15 protein-coding genes and 1 pseudogene are annotated in these 25,405 nt (G+C 54.5%); 11 read left to right on the top strand and 5 right to left on the bottom strand.

Going from position 1 to position 25,405, the window contains the following annotated elements:
* Positions 1-317: 317 nt before the first annotated feature.
* The 5 genes from glgB to glgP are packed head-to-tail and all read left to right on the top strand — an operon-like array spanning position 318 to position 9,686.
* Complete coding sequence (glgB, locus tag B9P82_RS12180) at positions 318-2,501, top strand: 1,4-alpha-glucan branching enzyme (protein WP_016154817.1); 2,184 nt, start codon at positions 318-320, stop codon at positions 2,499-2,501.
* The gene (gene glgX, locus B9P82_RS12175; RefSeq protein ID WP_101700389.1) at positions 2,501-4,477 is read left to right on the top strand and encodes a glycogen debranching protein GlgX; all 1,977 of its coding nucleotides are present in this window, start codon (positions 2,501-2,503) and stop codon (positions 4,475-4,477) included. Before glgB ends, glgX begins: the two co-directional genes overlap by 1 nt.
* A 13-nt stretch (positions 4,478-4,490) precedes the next feature.
* Entirely contained in the window at positions 4,491-5,786 is a 1,296-nt protein-coding gene (gene glgC, locus B9P82_RS12170) for a glucose-1-phosphate adenylyltransferase (protein WP_016154815.1), read from the top strand.
* Entirely contained in the window at positions 5,786-7,219 is a 1,434-nt protein-coding gene (gene glgA, locus B9P82_RS12165; RefSeq protein ID WP_016154814.1) for a glycogen synthase GlgA, read from the top strand. The genes glgC and glgA overlap by 1 nt, the downstream gene beginning before the upstream one ends.
* 19 nt (positions 7,220-7,238) lie before the next feature.
* Entirely contained in the window at positions 7,239-9,686 is a 2,448-nt protein-coding gene (glgP, locus tag B9P82_RS12160) for a glycogen phosphorylase (protein ID WP_016154813.1), read from the top strand.
* A gap of 108 nt (positions 9,687-9,794) precedes the next feature.
* Here the strand turns inward: glgP and glpD are convergent, their stop codons facing one another.
* Positions 9,795-11,303, bottom strand: a complete 1,509-nt coding sequence (gene glpD / locus B9P82_RS12155) for a glycerol-3-phosphate dehydrogenase (protein WP_047415950.1) — start codon at positions 11,301-11,303, stop codon at positions 9,795-9,797.
* 198 nt (positions 11,304-11,501) lie between these two features.
* Between glpD and glpE the strand changes: the two genes are divergently transcribed.
* From glpE to B9P82_RS12140, 3 genes are all read left to right on the top strand, one after another.
* A complete protein-coding gene (gene glpE, locus B9P82_RS12150; protein WP_016157651.1) occupies positions 11,502-11,828 on the top strand; it encodes a thiosulfate sulfurtransferase GlpE in 327 nt (108 codons plus the stop codon).
* Positions 11,829-11,998: 170 nt separating this feature from the next.
* Positions 11,999-12,829 (top strand): rhomboid family intramembrane serine protease GlpG, encoded by an 831-nt coding sequence (gene glpG, locus B9P82_RS12145; protein ID WP_016154811.1) that lies wholly within the window; start codon positions 11,999-12,001, stop codon positions 12,827-12,829.
* A gap of 15 nt (positions 12,830-12,844) precedes the next feature.
* On the top strand, positions 12,845-13,603 hold the full coding sequence (locus tag B9P82_RS12140) for a DeoR/GlpR family transcriptional regulator (RefSeq protein ID WP_003023499.1): 759 nt from the start codon (positions 12,845-12,847) through the stop codon (positions 13,601-13,603).
* 41 nt (positions 13,604-13,644) lie between these two features.
* Here B9P82_RS12140 and malT read toward each other — a convergent pair whose 3' ends face one another.
* Positions 13,645-16,350 (bottom strand): HTH-type transcriptional regulator MalT, encoded by a 2,706-nt coding sequence (malT, locus tag B9P82_RS12135; RefSeq protein WP_101700388.1) that lies wholly within the window; start codon positions 16,348-16,350, stop codon positions 13,645-13,647.
* Positions 16,351-16,979: 629 nt separating this feature from the next.
* Here malT and malP point away from each other — a divergent pair.
* Together malP and malQ are read left to right on the top strand one after the other, a co-directional pair.
* A complete protein-coding gene (malP, locus tag B9P82_RS12130; protein ID WP_101700387.1) occupies positions 16,980-19,373 on the top strand; it encodes a maltodextrin phosphorylase in 2,394 nt (797 codons plus the stop codon).
* 9 nt (positions 19,374-19,382) lie between these two features.
* A pseudogene (gene malQ / locus B9P82_RS12125) lies at positions 19,383-21,469 on the top strand (4-alpha-glucanotransferase).
* An 80-nt stretch (positions 21,470-21,549) separates the two neighbouring features.
* Here malQ and gntT read toward each other — a convergent pair.
* The 3 genes from gntT to gntX form a co-directional block, all read right to left on the bottom strand.
* Entirely contained in the window at positions 21,550-22,866 is a 1,317-nt protein-coding gene (gene gntT, locus B9P82_RS12120) for a gluconate transporter (RefSeq protein ID WP_003023507.1), read from the bottom strand.
* 379 nt (positions 22,867-23,245) lie between these two features.
* Positions 23,246-23,821: a Fe-S biogenesis protein NfuA gene (nfuA, locus tag B9P82_RS12110; protein WP_003023509.1), complete on the bottom strand. Its 576-nt coding sequence runs from the start codon at positions 23,819-23,821 to the stop codon at positions 23,246-23,248.
* Positions 23,822-23,879: 58 nt separating this feature from the next.
* Positions 23,880-24,563 (bottom strand): DNA utilization protein GntX, encoded by a 684-nt coding sequence (gene gntX, locus B9P82_RS12105; RefSeq protein ID WP_016157647.1) that lies wholly within the window; start codon positions 24,561-24,563, stop codon positions 23,880-23,882.
* 37 nt (positions 24,564-24,600) lie between these two features.
* Here gntX and bioH point away from each other — a divergent pair, with 37 nt between their 5' ends.
* Complete coding sequence (bioH, locus tag B9P82_RS12100; RefSeq protein WP_016157646.1) at positions 24,601-25,371, top strand: pimeloyl-ACP methyl ester esterase BioH; 771 nt, start codon at positions 24,601-24,603, stop codon at positions 25,369-25,371.
* The last annotated feature ends 34 nt before the right edge of the window (positions 25,372-25,405 follow it).

Genomic DNA, 25,405 nt, shown 5'->3' with positions numbered 1-25,405 from the left:
CGAACCACCTGGCCGGATCAGTCAATACTGCTTTCCGGCAGAGTGATTGCGTGTTTTAACAATGGGTGCTGAGTCACCCATTTTTTTGCGTAATACAGGAGTAAGCGCAGATGTTTCATTTTTTACCAGGAGTAAGATAAAGCATTGGCTATTCTTTAAGGGTGACTTAGTACCGGAGGTATTAAGTTGTTGCCTGAAGGTGGGACGACGCAGAGAGGATGCACAATTGTGCTGCGCCGTTCAGGTCAAAAAAAGTGTCACTACCTGATGTCGAAGATCAGTTGGAAGGCGTGACACCATAAAACAGGATGACAACCATGTCCGTTCGTATCGATAGAGACGTGATTAATGCGCTAATTGCAGGCCATTTTGCGGATCCTTTTTCCGTACTCGGTATGCACCAAACTGACGCTGGACTTGAAGTCCGCGCCCTATTACCTGACGCCACCGAAGTGTGGGTGATCGAACCCAAAACCGGACGCAAAGTCGGTAAGCTGGACTGCCTCGACTCTCGCGGTTTTTTCTGTGCTGTACTTCCCCGCCGTAAAAATTTCTTTCGCTATCAGTTAGCTGTTGTCTGGCATGGACAGGAGAATCTGATTGATGACCCTTATCGTTTTGGCCCGCTGATCCAGGATATGGATGCCTGGCTGTTATCTGAAGGTACGCACCTGCGACCTTACGAAACGCTGGGTGCGCATGCGGATACCATGGATGGCGTAACCGGTACGCGCTTCTCCGTCTGGGCGCCTAACGCTCAACGCGTGTCAGTGGTTGGGCAGTTCAACTACTGGGATGGCCGTCGCCACCCGATGCGCCTGCGTAAAGAAAGCGGTATATGGGAGCTGTTTATCCCCGGCGCGCAGCATGGTCAACTGTATAAATACGAGATGATCGATGCGAACGGTAAGCTGCGAATCAAAGCGGACCCTTACGCCTTCGAAGCGCAAATGCGCCCGGAAACCGCGTCGCTTATCTGCGGTCTGCCGGAAAAAGTGGTGCAAAGCGAGGAGCGAAAAAAAGCCAACCAGTTTGATGCGCCGATCTCTATCTATGAAGTGCACCTGGGCTCATGGCGTCGTCATACCGATAACAACTTCTGGCTGAGCTACCGCGAACTGGCGGATCAACTGGTGCCTTACGTCAAGTGGATGGGCTTTACCCATCTCGAACTGTTGCCGATTAATGAGCATCCGTTCGACGGTAGCTGGGGCTACCAACCTACCGGTATGTATGCGCCGACCCGTCGTTTCGGGACGCGTGATGATTTCCGTTATTTTGTGAATGCCGCACATCAGGCCGGACTGAACGTCATTCTCGACTGGGTGCCGGGCCATTTCCCGTCGGACGACTTTGGTCTGGCAGAGTTTGATGGCACCAATCTGTATGAGCACAGCGACCCGCGCGAAGGGTATCACCAGGACTGGAACACGCTGATCTACAACTACGGTCGCCGTGAAGTCAGTAACTATCTGGTGGGCAATGCCCTGTACTGGATTGAACGTTTTGGTATCGATGCGCTGCGCGTAGATGCCGTGGCGTCGATGATTTATCGCGACTACAGCCGTAAAGAAGGGGAGTGGGTCCCGAACGAATTTGGCGGTCGTGAAAACCTCGAAGCCATTGAGTTTTTACGTAATACCAACCGTATTCTTGGCGAGCAGGTGCCGGGGGCCGTGAGCATGGCGGAAGAGTCCACCGACTTTGCCGGCGTTTCAAGGCCACAGGATATGGGCGGTTTAGGGTTCTGGTATAAGTGGAACCTCGGCTGGATGCACGACACGCTGGACTACATGAAGTTGGATCCGGTTCATCGTCAGTTCCATCACGATAAGCTGACCTTCGGCATGCTGTACAACTACACCGAAAACTTTGTCCTGCCGCTGTCGCACGATGAAGTGGTACACGGTAAAAAATCAATTCTCGATCGCATGCCGGGGGACGCATGGCAGAAGTTTGCCAACCTGCGCGCCTACTACGGCTGGATGTGGGCCTTCCCGGGCAAGAAACTGCTGTTTATGGGCAACGAGTTTGCTCAGGGGCGTGAGTGGAACCATGACGCCAGCCTCGACTGGCATCTGCTGGAAGGCGGCGATAACTGGCACCACGGCGTACAGCGTTTGGTGCGCGATCTGAACCTTACCTATCGTCATCACAAAGCGCTGCACGAGCTTGATTTTGACGCCTATGGCTTCGAGTGGCTGGTGGTAGATGACAAAGAACGTTCGGTGCTGGCTTTCGTTCGTCGTGACAAAGTCGGTAATGAAATCATCGTTATCAGCAACTTTACGCCAGTGCCTCGCCACGGCTATCGCTTCGGTATCAATCAGCCGGGCAAATGGCGCGAGATCCTCAATACCGACTCGATGCATTATCACGGTAGCAATACCGGTAACGGCGGCGCGGTACACAGCGATGAAATCGCCAGTCATGGTCGTCAGCACTCACTGAGCCTGACGTTGCCACCGCTGGCAACGATCTGGCTGGTGCGGGAGGGATAATGACGCAACTGGCAACCGGCAACGCCACCCCCCATGGTGCAACGTATGACGGCCATGGCGTCAATTTCACCCTCTTTTCGGCCCACGCTGAACGCGTTGAATTATGCGTATTCGATGAGCAAGGCTGCGAACTCCGCTACGACCTGCCGGGGCGTAGCGGCGATGTCTGGCACGGCTATCTGGCCAACGCCCGTCCCGGTCTACGCTATGGCTATCGCGTACATGGTCCGTGGCAACCGCAGCAGGGCCACCGGTTTAATCCGGCGAAACTGCTGCTTGACCCTTGCGCGCGTCGGGTGGATGGCGAGTTAAAAGATAACCCACTGCTGCACGGTGGGCTGAATGAACCGGATCATCATGATAATGCCGCCATCGCTCTGAAGGGCGTGGTGGTGTCCGACCATTATGACTGGGAGGATGATGCCCCGCCGCGCACGCCGTGGGGCAATACCGTAATTTACGAAGCGCATGTCAAAGGGCTGACGTATTTGCATCCTGACCTGCCGGAAGAAATTCGCGGGACCTACAAAGCGCTGGGTCATCCGGTGATGATCGACTATTTCAAGCGCCTCGGCATTACCGCGCTGGAGCTGTTACCGGTGGCGCATTTCGCCAGCGAACCGCGGCTTCAGCGACTGGGCCTGTCAAACTACTGGGGCTACAACCCGGTGGCGATGTATGCGCTGCATCCGGCCTATGCCAGCTCGCCGGAGAGTGCGCTTGATGAGTTTCGCGACGCGGTAAAAGCGCTGCATAAAGCGGGTATTGAGGTCATTCTCGACATCGTTTTAAACCACAGCGCCGAGCTGGAACTCGAAGGACCTGTCTTCTCGCTGCGCGGAATTGATAACCGTAGCTATTATTGGATCAGAGATGATGGCGATTACTACAACTGGACCGGTTGTGGGAACACCATCAATCTGAGCCATCCTGGCGTTGTGGAATACGCATGCGAGTGCCTGCGCTACTGGGTTGAAACCTGCCATGTGGATGGTTTTCGTTTTGATTTGGCTTCCGTCATGGGGCGTACGCCTGAGTTTCGTCAGGATGCTCCGCTGTTTACCGCGATCCAAAACTGTCCGCTGCTCTCACGCGCCAAGCTGATTGCGGAACCGTGGGATATTGGTGAAGGCGGGTATCAGGTGGGGAATTTCCCCCCGCCGTTTGCCGAGTGGAATGACCATTTCCGCGATGCAACGCGACGTTTTTGGCTCCAGCGTAATCTCTCGTTGGGCGAGTTTGCCGGACGTTTTGCCGCATCCAGCGACGTGTTTAAACGCCCGGGCCGCAATCCCAGCGCCACGGTCAATCTGGTGACCGCGCATGACGGTTTTACGCTACGCGACTGCGTTTGCTTCACAAATAAGCACAATGAAGCGAATGGTGAGGAAAATCGCGACGGCACTAGCAATAACTACAGTGACAATCATGGTAAAGAAGGATTAGGCGGCTCGCTGGACCTGATTGAGCGGCGGCGCGACAGCATTCATGCGCTGTTAACCACGCTGTTGCTCTCCCAGGGGACGCCGATGCTGCTGGCGGGTGATGAGCATGGTCATAGCCAGCACGGTAATAATAACGCTTACTGCCAGGATAACGCCTTAACCTGGCTGGACTGGCAGCAGGCAAACAGTGGGCTAACCACATTTACCGCCGCGTTGATTCATCTGCGCCGGCAAATACCTGCATTAACAGGCGATTGCTGGTGGGAAGAGGGCGATGGCAATGTTCGTTGGCTGAATAAGTACGCACAACCCTTAAGTGCGGATGAGTGGCATAACGGCCCGAGGCAGATGCAAATCCTGCTTTCAGATCGTTTCCTGATTGCAATAAACGCCACGCTTGAGGTGACAGATATCGTTTTACCTGAAGGGGAATGGCACGCCATTCCCCCATTTGCCGGAGAGGATAATCCGGTGCTTACGGCGGTCTGGCAGGGACCTGCGCACGGACTGTGTGTGTTCCAGAGAAGATAAAAAGGAGTTAGTCATGGTAAGTTTAGAGAAGAACGATCGTGTAATGTTGGCGCGCCAGCTGCCATTAAAATCTGTTGCCCTGATCCTGGCCGGTGGCCGCGGTACTCGCCTGAAAGATTTAACCAATAAGCGTGCCAAGCCTGCCGTGCACTTTGGCGGTAAGTTCCGCATTATCGATTTTGCCTTATCCAACTGTCTTAATTCCGGGATCCGCCGTATCGGCGTGATCACTCAGTACCAGTCACACACGCTGGTGCAGCATATTCAGCGCGGCTGGTCGTTCTTTAGCGAAGAGATGAACGAGTTCGTCGATCTGCTGCCTGCCCAGCAGAGGATGCAGGGTGAAAACTGGTATCGCGGTACGGCGGATGCGGTGACCCAAAACCTGGACATCATTCGACGCTATAAAGCGGAATATGTGGTGATCCTCGCGGGCGATCATATTTATAAGCAGGACTACTCACGCATGCTGATCGACCACGTTGAGAAAGGCGCGCGTTGCACAGTGGCCTGTATGCCTGTGCCTATTGAAGAGGCCAGCGCGTTTGGCGTAATGGACGTGGACGACACCGATAAAATTATCGAGTTCGTTGAAAAACCTGCCAACCCGCCAGCGATGCCTAATGATCCGACCAAATCGCTTGCCAGTATGGGGATCTACATCTTCGACGCCGATTATCTGTATGAACTGCTGGCGGAAGATGATCTCGATGAAAAATCCAGTCACGATTTTGGCAAAGACATCATCCCGAAAATCACCGAAGCTGGCATGGCATATGCTCATCCATTCCCATTGTCCTGCGTACAGTCTGACCCGGAATCCGAGCCGTACTGGCGCGATGTGGGAACGCTGGAAGCCTACTGGAAAGCAAACCTCGATCTGGCTTCGGTGACGCCTGAACTGGATATGTACGACCAGGACTGGCCAATCCGTACGCATATGGAATCACTGCCGCCGGCGAAATTTGTTCAGGACCGTTCCGGTAGCCACGGAATGACGCTGAACTCGCTGGTCTCCGGCGGCTGTATTATTTCTGGTTCGGTGGTAGTGCAGTCCGTTCTGTTCCCGCGAGTGCGGGTGAATTCATTCTGTAACATTGATTCGGCAGTGTTGTTACCTGAAGTGTGGGTGGGACGTTCGTGTCGCTTACGTCGTTGCATTATCGACCGCGCCTGCGTTATTCCGGAAGGCATGGTGATTGGTGAAAACGCGGAAGAAGATGCACGTCGTTTCTACCGTTCAGAGGAAGGTATTGTACTGGTCACGCGTGAAATGCTGCGCAAACTGCAGATCAAACAGGAGCGATAATGCAGGTTTTACACGTTTGTTCAGAGATGTTCCCTTTGTTAAAAACCGGGGGACTGGCGGATGTTATTGGGGCGTTACCCGCAGCGCAAATCGCGGACGGTGTGGATGCCCGCGTGCTGCTCCCGGCGTTTCCTGATATCCGTCGCGGCATTCCCGATGCGCAGGTAGTGACGCGTCGCGATACCTTCGCCGGACGTATTACGCTGTTGTTCGGGCATTTCAACGGTGTGGGCATTTACCTGATTGACGCGCCGCATCTCTATGACCGTCCCGGTAGCCCGTATCACGACACTAACCTGTTTGCATATACCGATAACGTGCTGCGTTTTGCACTGCTGGGTTGGGTCGGCAGTGAAATGGCCTGTGGCTTTGACCCATTCTGGCGCCCGGATGTGGTGCATGCGCACGACTGGCATGCCGGTCTGGCCCCGGCGTATCTGGCGGCGCGCGGCCATCCGGCGAAATCGGTGTTCACTGTGCACAACCTGGCGTATCAAGGCATGTTTTATGCAAAGCATATGGATGACATCCAATTGCCATGGTCGTTCTTTAACGTGCACGGACTGGAGTTTAACGGGCAGATTTCTTTCCTGAAGGCCGGGTTGTACTACGCCGACCACATTACGGCGGTCAGTCCGACCTACGCGCGGGAAATTACCGAGCCGCAGTTTGCCTACGGCATGGAAGGTCTGTTGCAGCAGCGTCATCGTGAAGGACGTCTTTCCGGTGTGCTGAACGGCGTTGATGAAAAAATCTGGAGCCCGGAAACCGATCTGCTGCTGGCGTCGCGGTATACGCGTGAAACGCTGGAAGAGAAGGCGGAGAACAAACGCCAGCTACAGATCGCGATGGGACTTAAGGTTAACGACAAAGTGCCGTTATTTGCCGTCGTCAGCCGCCTGACCAGTCAGAAAGGGCTGGATCTGGTGCTGGAAGCGCTACCGGGGTTGTTAGAGCAGGGTGGACAGCTGGCATTGCTTGGTGCGGGCGATCCGGTTTTACAGGAAGGTTTCCTCGCCGCGGCGGCGGAACATCCAGGACAGGTGGGCGTACAGATTGGCTATCACGAAGCCTTCTCGCACCGCATCATGGGTGGGGCCGACGTAATATTGGTCCCCAGCCGTTTTGAGCCGTGTGGCTTAACGCAGTTGTATGGACTGAAGTACGGCACGCTGCCGCTGGTGCGGCGCACCGGTGGGCTGGCTGATACGGTCTCTGACAGTTCGCTGGAAAACCTGGCGGATGGTATCGCCAGTGGGTTTGTATTTGAAGATAGTAATGCCTGGTCGCTGCTACGCGCGATCCGGCGTGCTTTCGTATTGTGGTCCCGGCCTTCGCTGTGGCGGTTTGTACAACGTCAGGCCATGACCATGGATTTTAGCTGGCAAGTCGCGGCGAAGTCATACCGTGAGCTTTACTATCGTTTGAAATAGATATCCAGGAATCACCTATATGAATGCTCCATTTACTTATGCATCGCCCACACTCAGCGTAGAGGCACTTAAGCATTCTATCGCCTACAAGCTGATGTTCACGATTGGTAAAGACCCGGTCATTGCCAATAAACATGAGTGGCTGAACGCCACGTTGTTCGCGGTGCGCGATCGTCTCGTGGAGCGCTGGCTGCGTTCTAACCGTGCGCAATTATCCCAGGAAACTCGACAGGTTTATTATCTGTCAATGGAGTTTCTGATTGGCCGCACACTTTCCAATGCACTGTTATCGTTGGGTATTTATGACGATGTCAAAAATGCGCTGGAAGGTATGGGGTTGGATCTTGAAGATCTGATCGATGAAGAAAACGACCCTGGTCTTGGCAACGGTGGCCTCGGGCGCCTGGCGGCCTGCTTCCTGGACTCACTGGCAACGTTGGGTCTGCCGGGACGCGGCTACGGTATTCGTTATGACTACGGCATGTTCAAACAGAACATTGTTGATGGCCGACAGAAAGAGTCTCCGGACTACTGGCTGGAATACGGTAACCCGTGGGAATTCAAACGCCACAATACGCGCTACAAAGTGCGCTTTGGCGGGCGTATTCAGCAGGAAGGCAAGAAAACGCGCTGGATAGAAACTGAAGAGATCCTCGCGGTAGCCTACGACCAAATTATTCCCGGTTATGACACAGACGCCACCAATACGCTTCGCTTGTGGAATGCCCAGGCCAGTAGCGAAATCAACCTCGGTAAATTTAACCAGGGCGACTACTTTGCGGCGGTGGAAGATAAAAACCACTCCGAGAACGTCTCCCGTGTGCTGTATCCGGATGACTCCACCTATTCAGGACGCGAGCTGCGTTTGCGCCAGGAGTATTTTCTGGTCTCCTCCACGGTGCAGGACATCCTGAACCGTCATTATCAACTGCACAAAACCTACGACAACCTGGCAGATAAGATCGCCATTCACCTCAACGACACCCATCCGGTACTGTCGATTCCTGAGCTGATGCGTCTGCTGATCGATGAGCACAAATTCAGTTGGGATAATGCGTTTGAGGTCTGCTGCCAGGTCTTCTCGTATACCAACCACACCTTGATGAGCGAAGCGCTGGAGACCTGGCCTGTCGATATGCTGGGCAAAATTCTGCCGCGCCATCTGCAAATCATCTTTGAGATTAACGACTACTTCCTGAAGACGTTGCAGGAACAGTATCCGAACGATACCAGTCTGCTGGGACGGACGTCGATTATTGATGAATCCAATGGCCGCCGGGTGCGTATGGCATGGCTCGCAGTGGTGGTGAGCCACAAGGTTAACGGCGTTTCTGAGCTGCACTCCAACCTGATGGTGCAGTCGCTGTTTGCTGACTTTGCGAAGATTTTCCCGACTCGCTTCTGTAACGTCACCAACGGCGTGACGCCGCGTCGCTGGCTGGCGCTGGCTAACCCATCGCTCTCTGAGGTACTGGATGAGAACATTGGCCGCACCTGGCGAACCGATCTCAGCCAGCTAAGCGAGCTTGAACAGCACTGCGATTACCCGCTGGTAAATCAGGCGGTGCGCCGTGCGAAACTGGAGAATAAAAAACGTCTGGCAACGCTCATTGCCCAGCAGCTTAACGTGGTGGTGAACCCGAAATCGCTGTTTGATGTGCAGATCAAGCGTATTCACGAGTACAAACGCCAGTTGATGAACGTGCTGCATGTGATCACCCGCTACAACCGCATTAAGGCCGATCCTGACGCCGAGTGGGTGCCGCGTGTGAATATCTTCGCCGGTAAAGCGGCTTCGGCCTATTACATGGCGAAGCACATCATTCACCTGATCAACGACGTCGCGAAAGTGATCAACAACGATCCGCAAATTGGTGACAAGCTGAAAGTGGTGTTTATTCCTAACTACAGCGTCAGCCTGGCGCAGGTGATTATTCCTGCTGCCGACCTGTCTGAGCAGATTTCGCTGGCCGGGACCGAAGCCTCTGGTACCAGTAATATGAAGTTTGCCCTCAACGGCGCGCTGACCATTGGGACGCTGGACGGTGCCAACGTCGAGATGCTGGAGCATGTGGGCGCAGAAAATATCTTTATCTTTGGTAATACGGCGGAAGAGGTCGAAGCCTTACGCAGCCAGGGCTACAAGCCGCGTGAGTATTACGAGAAAGACGAAGAGCTGCACCAGGTGCTGACGCAGATTGGCAGCGGTGTATTCAGTCCTGAGGAGCCGGGGCGCTATCGTGACCTGGTTGACTCGCTGATCAACTTTGGCGACCACTATCAGGTTCTGGCGGATTATCGCAGCTACGTTGACTGCCAGGATAAGGTTGACGAACTGTATCGCCACCCGGAAGAGTGGACCACCAAGTCGATGATTAATATCGCCAACATGGGCTACTTCTCGTCGGACAGGACGATCAAAGAGTACGCCGAAAACATCTGGCATATCGACTCGGTGCGGTTGTAACAAGGGCAGGACGATCTGTAGGCCGGATGGATAAGGCGTTAGCCGCCATCCGGCAAAAGGCCCGGTAGCGCTGACGCTTACCGGGCCTACAGTTTTATATCGAGTGTCTTAAGACGCCAGCGACAGCTGCTGTTTCTCAATGTACTCCACCAGCCACTGGGTCATGCGCGACTGCTGTTCAGCGTTCAGCCACATACCTTCTTTCGTGCGACGCCACAGCGCATCTTCCGCACGGCGCACCCATTCGTGATCGACCAGATATTTCAGCTCGGCCTCATAGAACTCATGGCCGAAGTCTTCACCTAACTCGGCAAGCGAGGTGGCTTCCCCGATAATCCATTCGGTGTTACTGCCGTAGGTGCGCGAATAATGGCGCGCCAGCGACTCGGTCAGGAACGGGTAGCGACGGCGCAGTTTGGCCGCGTAATCTTCACGATCGCCGCCGATGTCACCGCCTGGCAGAATGCACTCTTTTGTCCACGCCGGACCGATTCCCTGATAGTACGACGCCAGTTTTTCCATCGCGTGTTCGGCCAGCTTACGATAGGTCGTCAGCTTACCACCAAAGACCGACAGCAGCGGCGCTTTGCCGTTTTCATCGTGGATATCCAGCGTGTAATCACGGGTGATAGCCTGCGGCGAGTCGGACTCGTCATCGCACAGCGGGCGTACACCCGAGTAGGTCCAGACGATATCGTCACGGCCCAGCTGTTTCTTAAAGTGCGCGTTGTAGACCTTCAGCAGGTAATTGATTTCACTCTCATCAATTTTTACCGCTTTCGGATCGCCTTTGTATTCGACGTCAGTCGTCCCGATGATCGAGAATTCGTCCATCCATGGGATGACAAACACAATACGTTTATCTTCGTTTTGCAGTATATAAGCTTGCTTCTGGGTATGGACGCGCGGCACTACGATGTGACTGCCTTTAATCAGACGAATACCGTACGGCGATGGCAGATGCATGCCGTCGTCGAAGAACTCTTTCACCCATGGGCCGGTGGCATTGACCAGACCACGCGCCTGCCAGGTGTGCTTTTTACCGGTATCGATATCTTCAGCTTCAACAATCCACAATCCGTTTTCACGGCGAGCGGAGGTAGCGCGAGTGCGGGTTAACACCTCTCCGCCTTTGCGTACGACCATTTGGGCGTTTGCCAAAACCAGTCGCGCATCGTCTACCCAGCAGTCAGAATATTCGAAACCGCGCACAATCTCAGGTTTCATTACGGAATCTGCGCCAAAACGCAAACCGGTCGAACTCGGCAAACTGGTGCGTTTGCCCAGATGATCGTACATAAACAGACCAATGCGGATCATCCACGCTGGACGCAGGTGCGGGCGATGGGGCAGACGAAAGCGCATCGGGAAGGCGATATGCGGTGCCATTTTCAACAACACCTCACGTTCGGCCAGCGCTTCGCTCACCAGGCGAAATTCGTAGTGTTCCAGGTAGCGCAGGCCACCGTGGATGAGTTTGGAGCTAGCGGAAGAGGTGGCGCAGGCTAAATCCTGCGCTTCCAGCATCAGCACGGATAAACCGCGTCCAGCGGCATCTGCCGCGATACCGGCACCGTTGATGCCTCCACCTATCACAATCAGATCTTTGGTTTCCATGCTGGCCTCTCGCACTTTCGTTATAGCTCATTAATGTTCGTTATCGAGCATAATAGCAAAGAATCGCGCCATTGGTAACATCGGATAAACAATTTACAGTGATACATATAACATTATGGCGTTTAACTGCCGTCGGGACGTACACTAAGAAGTAACATGTCTGAAAAGCGTCACCTGCAATATAAAGAAGAGAGAGCAATGGATCAGTTTGAATGTATTAATGTCGAAGAAGCGCATCAGAAGCTGCACCAGGGGACCGCGGTGTTAGTGGATATCCGCGACCCGCAAAGCTATGCGATGGGTCACGCCCCGCAGGCGTTTCATCTGACGAACGACACGCTGGGGTCATTTATGCGCGAGCATGATTTCGACACCGCCGTGTTAGTAATGTGTTATCACGGCAACAGCAGTAAAGGCGCGGCGCAATATCTTCTTCAGCAGGGCTATGACGCGGTTTACAGTGTTGACGGCGGCTTCGACGCCTGGCATCGACATTTTCCGGCAGAAGTGGCATACGGTTCGTAAGACTATACCCAAATTAATTCGAGTTGCATCGCGACGGCGACGCAGCAAATCTCCGGGAGCGTACGAACAGTATGTGACCGGAGTGAGTGAGGAAAGCCAACAAAGATGCAGCTCGAAGTAAGAAGGGTATATATACTGTCCTCTTTTGTGTGGAATAAGCGACAGCAACCATGTTGATGATTACCTCTTTTGCTAACCCCCGCGTGGCGCAGGCATTTGTTGATTATATGGCGACACAGGGCGTTATCCTGACGATTCAACAACATCAGCAAACGGATGTCTGGCTGGCGGATGAGTCCCAGGCTGAGCGCGTGCATGCTGAGCTGGCGCGATTTCTGGAGAATCCAGGCGATCCGCGTTACCTCGCGGCAAGCTGGCAGTCGGGTCATACCGACAGCGGTCTGCGCTATCAGCGTTATCCGTTCCTGGCAACTTTGCGCGAACGCGCAGGCCCGGTAACCTGGGTGGTGATGGCCGCGTGTGTGCTGGTGTTTATTGCGATGAACACGCTGGGCGACCAGACTGTGATGCTCTGGCTGGCATGGCCGTTTGACCCTTCGCTGAAATTTGAATTCTGGCGTTATTTCACCCACGCTTTTATGCACTTCTCGCTGATGCATATTCTGTTCAACCTGCTGTGGTGGTGGTATCTCGGCGGTGCGGTAGAAAAGCGTCTGGGCAGCGGAAAACTGATTGTAATTACCGTGATCAGCGCCCTGCTAAGCGGCTACGTTCAGCAGAAATTTAGCGGCCCGTGGTTTGGTGGGCTGTCTGGCGTGGTATATGCGCTGATGGGTTATGTGTGGTTGCGCGGCGAGCGCGATCCACAAAGTGGTATTTTCCTGCAGCGTGGTTTGATTATCTTTGCTTTGATCTGGATTGTTGCCGGCTGGTTTGATGTGTTCGGCATGTCGATGGCGAACGGCGCACATATCGCCGGGCTGGCCGTGGGTCTGGCAATGGCGTTTGCCGATACTATGAATGTACGAAAACGAACGTAATTTCAGGGAACAATAATGAAGCAAACACAACGACATGACGCGATCATCGAGCTGGTAAAGAAACAGGGATACGTCAGTACCGAGGAGCTGGTGGAGCATTTCTCCGTCAGTCCGCAGACGATTCGCCGCGATCTTAACGATCTGGCCGATCAGAACATGATTTTGCGCCATCACGGTGGCGCGGCGCTGCCCTCCAGCTCGGTCAACACCCCGTGGCATGACCGTAAAGCGACACAGACGGCGGAAAAAGAGCGCATTGCCCGCAAAGTTGCCACGCAGATCCCGAACGGTTCTACGTTGTTCATTGATATCGGCACCACGCCGGAAGCGGTGGCTCACGCGCTGCTCAATCACAGCAATTTACGCATTGTGACCAACAACCTCAATGTGGCGAATACGCTGATGGCGAAAGAGGATTTCCGCATAATACTCGCCGGTGGCGAACTGCGTAGCCGCGACGGCGGTATTATGGGCGAAGCGACCCTCGACTTTATTTCTCAGTTCCGCCTGGACTTCGGCATCTTAGGGATTAGTGGTATCGATAGCGATGGCTCCCTGCTGGAGTTTGATTATCACGAAGTTCGCACCAAGCGCGCGATTATTGAGAATTCACGGCATGTGATGCTGGTGGTGGATCACTCGAAGTTTGGGCGTAACGCGATGGTGAATATGGGCAGTATCAGCATGGTGGATGCGGTGTATACCGACACGCTGCCGCCAGCTGGCGTGATGCAGGTTATTGCGGACCATCATATTCAGTTAGAGCTGTGCTAAGTTAATTCCAGGCCTGATAAGCGTAGCGTATCAGGCATTAACTAAACCCCATACCCCATCATTTTCAGCAGTTTTTGCGCATGTTGCACCGCATCCTGGCGGTGTGCGACGCCGAGCTTTTGATACAAATTGCGGATGTGCGTCTTGATGGTCGTTGCCGCGACGGCCAATTCTCCGGCGATCTGCTCGTTGCTGTAGCCCGAATAAATCAGTCCCAGAACCTGCCATTCGCGCTGGGTCAGCGGGCTGGTGCGGATAAGCTCCGGTACTTCCGGGTGAGTAAGCAGACGCTCAACGAACCCTTCATCGAAGTGGGCGAATTTATGGCGGTGATGCTGGTTAATCTCACGCAAAATACGCTGGGCGCGGTGCTGATCGAGTTCCGGTAAGGTATTGAGCTGAATCAGCTGACGCAGTTGCTGCGCCATGGCCTCACCTTCAATGACAAAGTGACTGATAAATCCGGTGCGGTTCGCCAGCTGCAGCGCGTCGAGTAACACACGCTGTGCGTCATTTTTGCGCCCTGCCTGCCAGTAGAGCTGATTAAGCAGCAGCAGGTTACGGTTCAGATCGCTCATCAGGCGCAGATTGCGCGCATTTTCATTCAACTCTTCCAGCACAATCTCAGCCGGTTCAAACTCGCCCAGCAGGATCTGCGCGCGGGCGATGTTGCGCCACTGGCTTTGCAGGAAGTGGTTATTGGCGAATTCCGGTTTCGGCGTGTGGCGCAGCCAGTTGGCGGCCGAGTTTTTGTCGCCCACCATTTGCCAGTAAATCACCCGTACCTTATCGGCGTTCGAGATCCAGTCACTGTGATAGTGACCGTTACCCAGCAGGTTTTCCAGGCGGTTGAGCAGGCTACGCGCATTATCCAGATCCCCCCGGGCCAGCGAACATTGAATCAGCAGCGCCAGGCACTGTAGCTGTTGCTGCGGCTGGAATGTGGAAAGCAGTTCAATACCCGCGCGGGCAGACGCTTCCGATTCGTCCAGGCGCGCCCATGCCCACAGCAGCTGCGCGCGAATACGCACCAGGAACTCGTGCATCGGCAACTGTTCCAGATGCTGCTCTTTGATCAACTGAAACGCTTTTTCCTGAGTCTCCCAGGCGGCCTGTAAAAAGCCCTGGGCAAACAAAATTTCACTTTGCTGAATTAAACTCCACAGTGCGTAATGCCAGACGTCATGGTGGCGCGCCATTTGCTCGGTTTGCTGCATCAACGCCAGAGAACGCGTGAGATCGCCCTTGCAGTGCAGGACTTCACCGTGTACCGAGGTGGCGACGATACGGCTATAGAACCAGGCGATGGGTAACTCATCCAGCGCCAGCTTTGCCAGGCGCTCGGCTTCGTCAGGATTGCCGTCGTTAATCGCGACCTGCGCACGCAGGGCGTTAAATTCGGCGTGCAGCGTCGGTTCCATGTCGCCTTTCATTTCCTGCTCAGCGCGTGCCAGCAGGGTATTAACCTCGCCGTAGCGGTGCTGGCTTTGCATCAGCCAGGCTTGCAGCAGAACCAGACGCGGATTTTCCAGCAGACTTTCCCACGGCAGGGCTTTCAGCGACTCTTCCAGTAATGTCAGTTCGCTGTGGTTAAACAGTCCCCACGCATGGTTAAGCAGGATATCGCGCAGCATATGGGCGTCGCCGGCCGCCAGCGCGTGGTGGATAGCTTCGCTGGGGAAGCCTTGCGCCATCCAGCTTTCAGCGGCGGCGCGGTGTATTTCGGGCAGTTCGCTTGCCAGCTCCCACTGACAGCGCTGGCGTAAAAAGCTGCCAAACAGCGGGTGATAGCTGAACCACTCACCGACGTCATCCATCCGCTGCAAGAATAATCCCTGGCGCTCAATCTCCTCCAGCCGCATCTGGCCGTTTTCTTCCCCAGTGACCCGGACGATCAGCGCGTCGTTCATTGAGCGCAGAATGGCGCTTTTCAGCAGGAAGTGACGGGTGCCGAGGTCGACGCTGTCCAGCACTTCATCAACCAGATAATCGGACAGATGGCTGGCGTTGATCCCGGCGAGGCGGCGTGCGGACTGATGCGCAGAATGGTTGTTCTGGCGGGCGGAGAGGGCAATCAGCTGTAACGCCGTGGCCCAGCCAGCAACGTCATCGCACATCCGGCTGCTTTCTGCCGCTTCGATAGGCGAGGACAAACGTCTATCGAAAAATTGTTTGGCTTCCTGGTGGTTAAACGCCAGCTGTTGGCTGCCTATCTCCAGCAACTGATCGCGTACTCGCAGGTTGGCAATACCCAACTGTGGCAGGTTGCGCGACAGCACGACCAGCGTGAGGTTCTCAGGCTGATGACGCAGGAAGAAACGCATCGCTTCGTGAATTGCCGGATTGGAGATGAGATGATAATCATCCACTACCAGGTAGAGCGGGCGATGCCACTCGGCCAGTTCAATAAATAGCTGCGCAAACAGTGACGTCAGGCTGGCGTATTGGCGCTTTTGCACCATTGTTTCGCTGGTGGTGCAGTGCCCACCGGTTGCCTGTTGGATAGCGGCGATCAGATAGCTGGCAAAGCGCTCTTGCTGATTATCGCCTTCATCCAGAGAGTACCAGCCTAAGTCGTTCTTCCCCGCTGCCCATTGTGAAACCAACGTCGTTTTTCCATAACCAGCAGGACTTGTTATCAGGGCAAGCCTGAAATTGTTCGCGCCGGAAAGTTTAGCCAACAGGCGCTCACGAACCACCGTATGGTCGAGTCGAATCGGACGACTTAATTTAGACGGAATCAACATAAGTTAGTCACTTCACTGTGTGAAAATGGGGAAAAATGATTTTTTTTGCGCTTCGTAATTAATAGATATAAGGTCGGCCAGATTAGTGTTTTATGCAAGCTAAGCGGACTTTTTGTGTGTCTGATTTTGCACTATGTCACAAATCTATACATCTATTACATTAATTGCTTTAAAGAGTCACAACAGGCGTGGCGACTGGATCCGTCGGTATTTTGGCTGAGCCGAAAAATACCTCCCTTTTTATAAGGTTACTCAGTTGCTTAATGTAAAGAGCCGAATTTTGTGGCCGACTTAAAAGTTTTATGTGAATTATCTTATCCACCTTGGATATTTCAGGTTAGAAACTATTTCTCTGTTTACAGATTGTTTCCCATCGTCACCCCTCTATTTGATATTGTCGATTTATCTCTTGTTATTAATGCGTCGTCCGTTGGGCATTACAGGGGCGTTATGCCGGACTTACGCGAATTTACGGGCGATAACACCCTCTTTAAGTGGCAGCGATCACACTTTTATGCTCATCCCCGCTCCTCCTCCCTGCCTAATCCGTGCCAGGATGAGGAAGGTCAACAACGAGCCTGGCAAACTAGCGATAACGTTGTTTTATTACCTAAGGATCTGGAACCCCTATGTCACAGCCTACTTTCAACAAAGATCAATTTCAGGCTGCCCTGACGCGTCAGTGGCAGCGCTTCGGTTTACTGTCGGCTCAAGAAATGACGTCGCGCCAGTGGTGGCAGGCAGTGAGTGGGGCGTTGGCTGAGTTACTCAGCGCCCAGCCTGCGGCGAAGCCGGCAAAAAATCAGCGCCATGTTAACTACATCTCGATGGAGTTTTTGATTGGCCGTCTGACCGGCAACAACTTACTCAATCTCGGCTGGTATCATGCGGTGAGCGATGAGCTGAAAGCGCATGACGTTAACCTGACCGACCTGCTGGAAGAAGAGATCGACCCGGCGCTGGGTAACGGTGGATTGGGGCGCCTGGCGGCCTGCTTCCTTGATTCGATGGCGACAGTCGGTCAATCGGCGACGGGCTATGGTCTCAACTACCAGTACGGCCTGTTCCGTCAGTCATTTGCCGATGGGCAGCAGATGGAAGCCCCGGATGACTGGCATCGCGGCAGCTATCCGTGGTTCCGTCACAACGAGGCACTGGATGTGCAAGTAGGGATTGGCGGCAAGGTCACCAAAGAAGGGCACTGGGAGCCGGGGTTTGTTATCACCGGCCAGGCCTGGGATCTACCGGTTCTCGGCTACCGTAACGGCGTGGCGCAACCGCTGCGTCTGTGGCAGGCCAGTCACGCGCATCCGTTTAACCTGACCAAATTTAATGACGGCGATTTCCTGCGCGCAGAGCAGCAGGGCATCGACGCTGAAAAACTCACCAAAGTGCTGTACCCGAACGACAACCACACCGCGGGTAAAAAGCTGCGCCTGATGCAGCAATACTTCCAGTGCGCTTGCTCCGTAGCTGACATTCTGCGCCGCCATCATCTGGCAGGGCGTAAGCTGCATGAGCTGGCTGATTTTGAGGTGATTCAGCTCAACGATACTCACCCGACCATCGCCATCCCTGAGCTACTGCGTGTACTGATTGATGAGCACCAGATGAGCTGGGACGATGCGTGGGCTATTACCAGCAAGACCTTTGCTTATACCAACCACACTTTGATGCCAGAGGCGCTGGAGTGCTGGGACGAGAAGCTGGTGAAAGCACTACTGCCGCGCCATATGCAAATCATCAAAGAGATTAACGACCGCTTTAAGAAGCTGGTCGATAAAACCTGGCCGGGTGACGCTGAAGTTTGGGCGAAGCTGGCGGTGGTGCATAACAAACAGGTGCGTATGGCTAACATGTGTGTGGTCAGCGGCTTTGCGGTTAACGGCGTGGCGGCGCTGCACTCCGATTTGGTGGTGAAGGATCTGTTCCCGGAATATCATCAGCTCTGGCCGAACAAATTCCATAACGTCACTAACGGGATTACTCCGCGTCGCTGGATTAAGCAGTGCAACCCGGCACTTGCCGCGCTGCTGGATAAATCGCTGAAAAAAGAGTGGGCCAACGACCTCGATCAGTTGATTAACCTGGAAAAATACGCCGACGACGCGAAGTTTCGTCAGCAGTATCGTGACATCAAGCTGGCGAACAAAGCGCGTCTGGTGAAGTTTATTAAAGCGCGTACCGGTATTGAGATAACGACAAACGCTCTCTTTGATATTCAGATTAAACGCCTGCATGAGTACAAGCGTCAGCACCTCAACTTGCTGCATATTCTGGCGTTGTACAAAGAAATCCGTGAGAACCCGCAGGCCGATCGCGTGCCGCGCGTATTCCTGTTTGGCGCGAAAGCCGCTCCGGGTTACTACCTGGCGAAAAATATCATCTTCGCCATTAACAAGGTTGCAGAAACCATCAATAACGACCCGCAAGTGGGCGACAAGCTGAAGGTCGTATTCCTGCCGGATTATTGTGTCTCGGCGGCGGAAATGTTGATCCCAGCGGCGGATATCTCTGAGCAAATCTCCACCGCAGGGAAAGAGGCTTCCGGCACCGGTAACATGAAGCTGGCGCTGAACGGTGCGTTAACCGTCGGTACGCTGGATGGCGCAAACGTCGAAATCGCCGAGAAGGTCGGTGACGAGAATATCTTTATCTTTGGTCATACCGTGGAAGAGGTGAAGGCGCTCAAGGCCAAAGGGTACGACCCGGTGAAATGGCGTAAGAAAGATAAAGTGCTGGATGCTGTTCTGAAAGAGCTGGAAAGCGGGAAGTACAGCGACGGCGATAAACATGCCTTCGACCAGATGCTGCACAGTATCGGCAAGCAGGGCGGTGACCCGTATCTGGTAATGGCGGACTTCGCGGCCTACGTTGAAGCCCAGAAGCAGGTTGACGTGTTGTATCGTGACCAGGAAGCCTGGACCCGGGCGGCGATTCTGAATACCGCGCGTTGCGGCATGTTCAGTTCGGATCGCTCCATCCGCGATTATCAGACTCGTATCTGGCAGGCGAAACGTTAAGGAATCGCGATGGAAAGCAAACGTCTGGATAATGCCGCGTTGGCGGCGGGGATCAGCCCCAATTACATTAATGCCCACGGTAAACCGCAGTCTATTGGCGTCGAAACCAAGCGGCGTTTGCTTGACGCTATGCATCGCTCCACCGCCACCGCTCAGGTGGCGGTGACCCCGGTGCCGAATGTCATGGTTTATACCGCTGGTAAGAAAATGCCGCTGGCAGTTGAGGGACGCGGAGAGTTTACCTGGCTGCTGACCACCGAAGAGGGCGTGCAGCACAAAGGGCATGCCGTCGGCGGTAAATCGTTCAACCTTCCGGCGAAGCTGCCGGAAGGGTATCACACGCTTACCCTCACCCAGGGGGAGTTGCGTACCCATTGCCGCATCATTGTCGCGCCGAAACGCTGCTATGAGCCGCAGGCTCTGTTAGCCGGACAGAAGCTGTGGGGCGCATGCGTTCAGCTCTATACCCTGCGTTCAGAAAAAAACTGGGGGATTGGCGACTTTGGCGATCTCCGTGCCATGCTGGTGGAGGTGGCGCAACGCGGTGGCGCGTTTATCGGCCTGAATCCGATTCACGCGCTGTATCCGGCGAACCCGGAGAGTGCCAGTCCGTACAGCCCGTCGTCACGCCGCTGGTTGAACGTTATTTATATAGATGTGAACGCAGTAGACGATTTCCGCCTGAGTAAAGAGGCGCAGGCCTGGTGGCAGAAACCCGCGACTCAGCAAGCTCTGCAACGCGCGCGTGATACCGAGTGGGTTGATTATTCTGCCGTTACCGCATTGAAGATGACAGCGCTGCGTATGGCGTGGAAAAGCTTCTCTGCACGTGACGATGAGCAGATGGCGGCATTTCGTCAGTTTGTGATTCAGGAAGGGGATAGCCTGTACTGGCAGGCGGCCTTTGACGCGCTGCATGCACATCAGGTGAAAGAGGACGCACTGCGCTGGGGCTGGCCGGTGTGGCCGCAAGCTTTCCAGTCGGTGGATTCACCAGAGGTAAAACGCTTTTGCGAAGAGCATCGTGATGAAGTGGATTTCTACCTGTGGTTGCAGTGGCTGGCGTATACCCAGTTTGCTGATTGCTGGAAAACCAGCCAGGGCTTTGCGATGCCGATTGGATTATATCGCGATCTGGCTGTCGGCGTGGCCGAAGGCGGGGCGGAAACCTGGTGCGACCGCGAGTTGTATTGCCTGAAAGCCTCGGTTGGCGCACCGCCGGATATTCTCGGTCCGCTCGGGCAAAACTGGGGATTGCCGCCGATGGATCCGCATATCACACGGCACGCGCTTACGAACCGTTTATCGAACTGCTGCGTGCCAATATGCAGAACTGCGGTGCGTTGCGTATCGACCATGTTATGTCGATGCTGCGTCTGTGGTGGATCCCTTACGGTGAAACTGCCGATCACGGCGCCTACGTGCATTATCCGGTCGACGATCTGCTTTCAATTCTGGCGCTGGAAAGTAAACGTCATCACTGCATGGTAATTGGTGAAGATCTGGGGACTGTGCCGGTAGAGATCGTCAGCAAGCTGCGTGACAGCGGCGTGTACTCCTACAAAGTGCTTTATTTTGAGAATGACCATGAGAAAAACTTCCGCGCGCCGAAAGCGTACCCGGAACAATCAATGGCAGTCGCGGCGACGCATGACCTTCCTACGCTTAAAGGTTATTGGGATAGCGGCGATCTGACGCTGGGTAAGGCGCTGGGTCTGTACCCGGATGAAGTCGTGCTGCGTGGGTTGTATCAGGACAGAGAACTGGCGAAACAGGGGCTGCTGGACGCGCTGCACAAATACGGGTGCCTGCCAAAACGTGCTGGTCACAAGGCGTCACTGATGTCGATGACGCCGATTCTTAATCGCGGCATGCAACGCTACATCGCTGACAGCAACAGTGCGCTGTTGGGCCTGCAACCGGAAGACTGGCTGGATATGGCTGAGCCGGTCAATATTCCGGGGACCAGCGACCAGTACAAAAACTGGCGGCGTAAGCTCACCGCCACGCTGGAGCAGATGTTTGCCGATGACGGTGTGAACAAGCTGATTAAGGATTTGGATAAGCGCCGAAAAGCGGCCGCGAAGAAGAAGTAAAAAAGCCGGGGATTTCCCCGGCTTTTTTAGGGTGATAGCAGGTAGGCCGGGTAAGCGAAGCGCCACCCGGCACAGTTTTATCAGACCACCATACCCAGCAGCAGACACCCTACCAGACCGCAGACGGAGATAATGGTTTCCAGCATTGACCATGACTTGATGGTTTCACCGATGGTCAAGTTGAAGTACTCCTTGAACAGCCAGAAGCCCGGATCGTTCACGTGGGAGAAAATGACGGAACCGGAACCAACCGCAATAACCATTAGCTCAGGGCTTACGCCGGTCGTTGCAATCAGCGGTGCCACAATCCCACCAGCGGTGATCGCCGCAACGGTTGCGGAGCCCAGTGCGATACGCAGTACCGCAGCGATAGACCATGCCATCAGCAGCGGAGAAACGTTTGAACCGTGCATCATTGACGCGATGTACTTGTCCACGCCGCTATCCACCAGGACCTGTTTGAAGGCACCGCCACCACCAATGATCAACAGCATCATCGCGATGATTTTGATGGAGGACACCAGCGTGTCGTTGATCTGATCCATCGAACGTCCACGGTTCAGACCAAAAGTGAACATCGCAATCAGCACCGCGATAAGCGTTGCCATGACCGGGTCACCCAGGAATTCTGCCACCGTCAGGAAAGCGTGGCCTTTTGGCAGAATCATCTCCGCCACGGCGCGCATCGCCATCAGGATAACCGGTACCAGGGAGGTCCAGACGCTGACGCCAAAGCCAGGCATCTCTTCTTCGGTAAACGTTTTCGCGCTGTACAGACCTTCCGGGATTGGCTTATCGATACCTTTCAGGAAGCGAGCGTACACCGGACCGGCGAGAATAACGGTCGGGATTGCCAGAATCGTACCAAACAGCAGGGTTTTACCCATATCTGCGTGGAAAATGGTGGCAATAGCGGTCGGACCTGGGTGCGGCGGCAGGAAGCCGTGAGTTACGGACAGCGCAGCAGCCATCGGCACGCCAACATACAGCAGCGGGATGTTGGCAGCAGCGGCGATGGTGAACACCAGCGGCAGCATCAGCACGAAGCCGACTTCGTAGAACAGGGCAAAACCGACGGTGAAGCCGGTTAATACCACCGCCCACTGAATATGTTTTTTGCCGAATTTAGCAATCAGGGTGGTTGCGATGCGCTGTGCGCCGCCGCAGTCCGCCAGCATTTTGCCCAGCATGGCGCCAAAACCCATAATCAGGGCGAGGCTGCCAAGGGTTCCGCCGACGCCGGCTTTAATCGAACCGATGACTTTATCCAGTGGCATCCCTTGCATCAATCCGACAGCAAGCGCCACCAGGACGAGAGCGATGAAACCGTTCATTTTGAAACGGATCATCAGGAGGAGTAACAAGATTACACCGATAGCAACGATGACTAATGGCATGATTTACCTGGCCTTTACTTTGTTATGGGTAACGTCAGTGTTTAGATGACAAATTCCGATTGTCCCGACCGGGAACAGAGCATTCTCAGCACCAATGCTGGTTGCCTTCAAAACTAATCAGTTTAGCTGGCTGTTATGTGTGTGTCAGGTGCTGATGCGAATGATACGGGTAACATACGGCGCTTGAAAATCACCTGGGCAGGCAAAATTTAAATTATGAGAGGCTGGTCAAATTATGAGGGGGATTGTTGCAGGAAATATGCGGAGAAATGCAAGGTTGTAGGCCGGATAACGCGATTACGCTGCCATCCGGCATCAATGCCCGATGGCGGCGCGGATGCGTCTTAACGGGCCTACGGAAACTCTACAGGTTGAGGCGTTAGTAGTAAGAGTGCTCGCCGCGCTGGTGTTCGGTTAAATCGCGAACGCCTTTCAGTTCAGGGAATTCAGCCAGCAGCTGCTTCTCGATACCTTCTTTCAGCGTTACATCTACCATTGAACAGCCGTTACATCCGCCGCCAAACTGCAGAATAGCGTAGCCTTCATCGGTGATTTCCATCAGAGAGACGCGGCCACCATGACCTGCCAGCTGTGGGTTGATCTGCGATTGCAGCATGTACTCCACGCGTTCCATCAGCGGCGCATCATCGGCAACTTTACGCATTTTGGCGTTTGGTGCTTTCAGGGTCAGCTGGGAGCCTAACTGGTCGGTAACGAAATCGATTTCTGCATCTTCCAGATACGGTGCGCTCAGTTCATCAACATATGCGGTCAGCAGGTCAAATTTAATGGCGGTGTCGGTTGCTTCCACGGCGTCCGGCGGACAATAAGAAACGCCGCATTCAGCGTTAGGCGTGCCGGGATTAATCACAAATACGCGGATTTGTGTCCCTTCTTCCTGATTTGCCAGCAGTTTGGCAAAGTGCGCTTGTGCAGCATCGGAAATATGGATCATAGTAATGGCCTAATAGTTGACTATTTTACTTGGTTATAATACGCCCATCATCGAGGCTCTACAAGGTTCGACACAGGCACCATACCTGGACAGTCGCCGCGCCGTTGCGTAAAAGCAGCTGCGCGATTTCCGCGACGGTACTTCCGGTAGTGACGACATCATCCACAATGACCATATGGAGTCCCTGCACTGGCAATTCAAGGCGAAAGGCGTTTTTCAGGTTACGTTTACGTAATCGGGCGCTGAGATGGTGCTGTGTGGCGGTTGCCCGAACCCGCGTGATGGCCCGGCTGTCCCAGTCGCAGTCTAGCCAGCGAGCCAGGGGACGACACAGTAAGTCGCTCTGATTAAACCCTCTGCGCCAGTGCCGGCGTTGCCAGAGCGGGACGCTGACGAGCCTGTCCGGCAGAGGAAGACCGCTGACGCGCCGGGCCTGTAATACCTCCAGCAACAGCAAGCGTGAAAGAGCGGGGGCCATTTCGCCACGTCGGGAAAACTTGAGCTGGTGGATAAGCCCGCTCAATGGCGGAGCATAGTCGCTGACGGTAACTAGTCGCTGCCACGGCGGTGGTTTTTGCAGACAGCGCCCGCAGGGAACGACGGTATGTGCGGCAGGGAGTCCACATTGAGGGCACCGGCTGACGTGCTGATGCGTTGCCCGTGTGCAGACTGAACAGATCCCCCAATGCCCTAACGTCAGGGGCATTCGGCATAGCCAGCACAATCCCGGTACTGTTAGCATAGAAGCATCCTTTCAGGCTAAAAGAGAACAATAACTGATGAATGACATCTGGTGGCAGACCCAGGGTTCGGGAAATTGCCATCTTGTGCTGCTGCACGGATGGGGACTGAATGCGCAAGTGTGGCATTGCATAAGCGAGGAATTGAGTTCGCATTTCACGCTGCATCTTGTCGACTTACCGGGATTTGGTCGCAGCCAGGGGTTCGGCGCAATGTCGCTGGAAGAGATGGCTGAGCGGGTAGTAAAACAGGCACCGGAGAAAGCCATCTGGCTTGGCTGGAGTCTGGGCGGGCTGGTCGCAAGCCAGGTGGCGTTAACCCATCCTGAACGTGTTCAGGCGCTGGTGACCGTGGCGTCTTCCCCTTGCTTTAGCGCGCGTGACGAGTGGCCGGGTATCAAGCCAGAAGTGCTGGCAGGTTTCCAGCAGCAGTTGAGCGAAGATTTCCAGCGTACGGTGGAACGTTTTCTGGCGTTGCAGACGATGGGCACGGACACCGCGCGTCAGGATGCGCGAGCACTGAAGAAAACAGTGCTGGCGTTACCCATGCCGAAGGTCGAGGTGCTCAATGGCGGACTGGAGATCCTGAAAACGGTCGATCTGCGTGAGCCTCTGTGCGCTGTGGACATGCCTTTTCTGCGGTTGTACGGCTATCTCGATGGACTGGTTCCGCGCAAAGTGGTCCCAATGCTCGATGCCCTGTGGCCGCATAGCGAGTCGTTGATATTTGCTAAAGCGGCGCATGCACCGTTTATCTCGCATCCTGCAGAGTTCTGCGCAGCGCTGGTGGCGTTAAAAAAACGCCTATAAATCTGTTGTGTTGCCCGGTAGAGCCGCGCTTACC

Source organism: Citrobacter sp. L55 (assembly GCF_002850715.1).
GTDB lineage: Bacteria > Pseudomonadota > Gammaproteobacteria > Enterobacterales > Enterobacteriaceae > Citrobacter > Citrobacter braakii.
The sequence above is the reverse complement of the archived record's forward strand: the minus strand, read 5'-3'. Positions and strand labels throughout refer to the sequence as shown.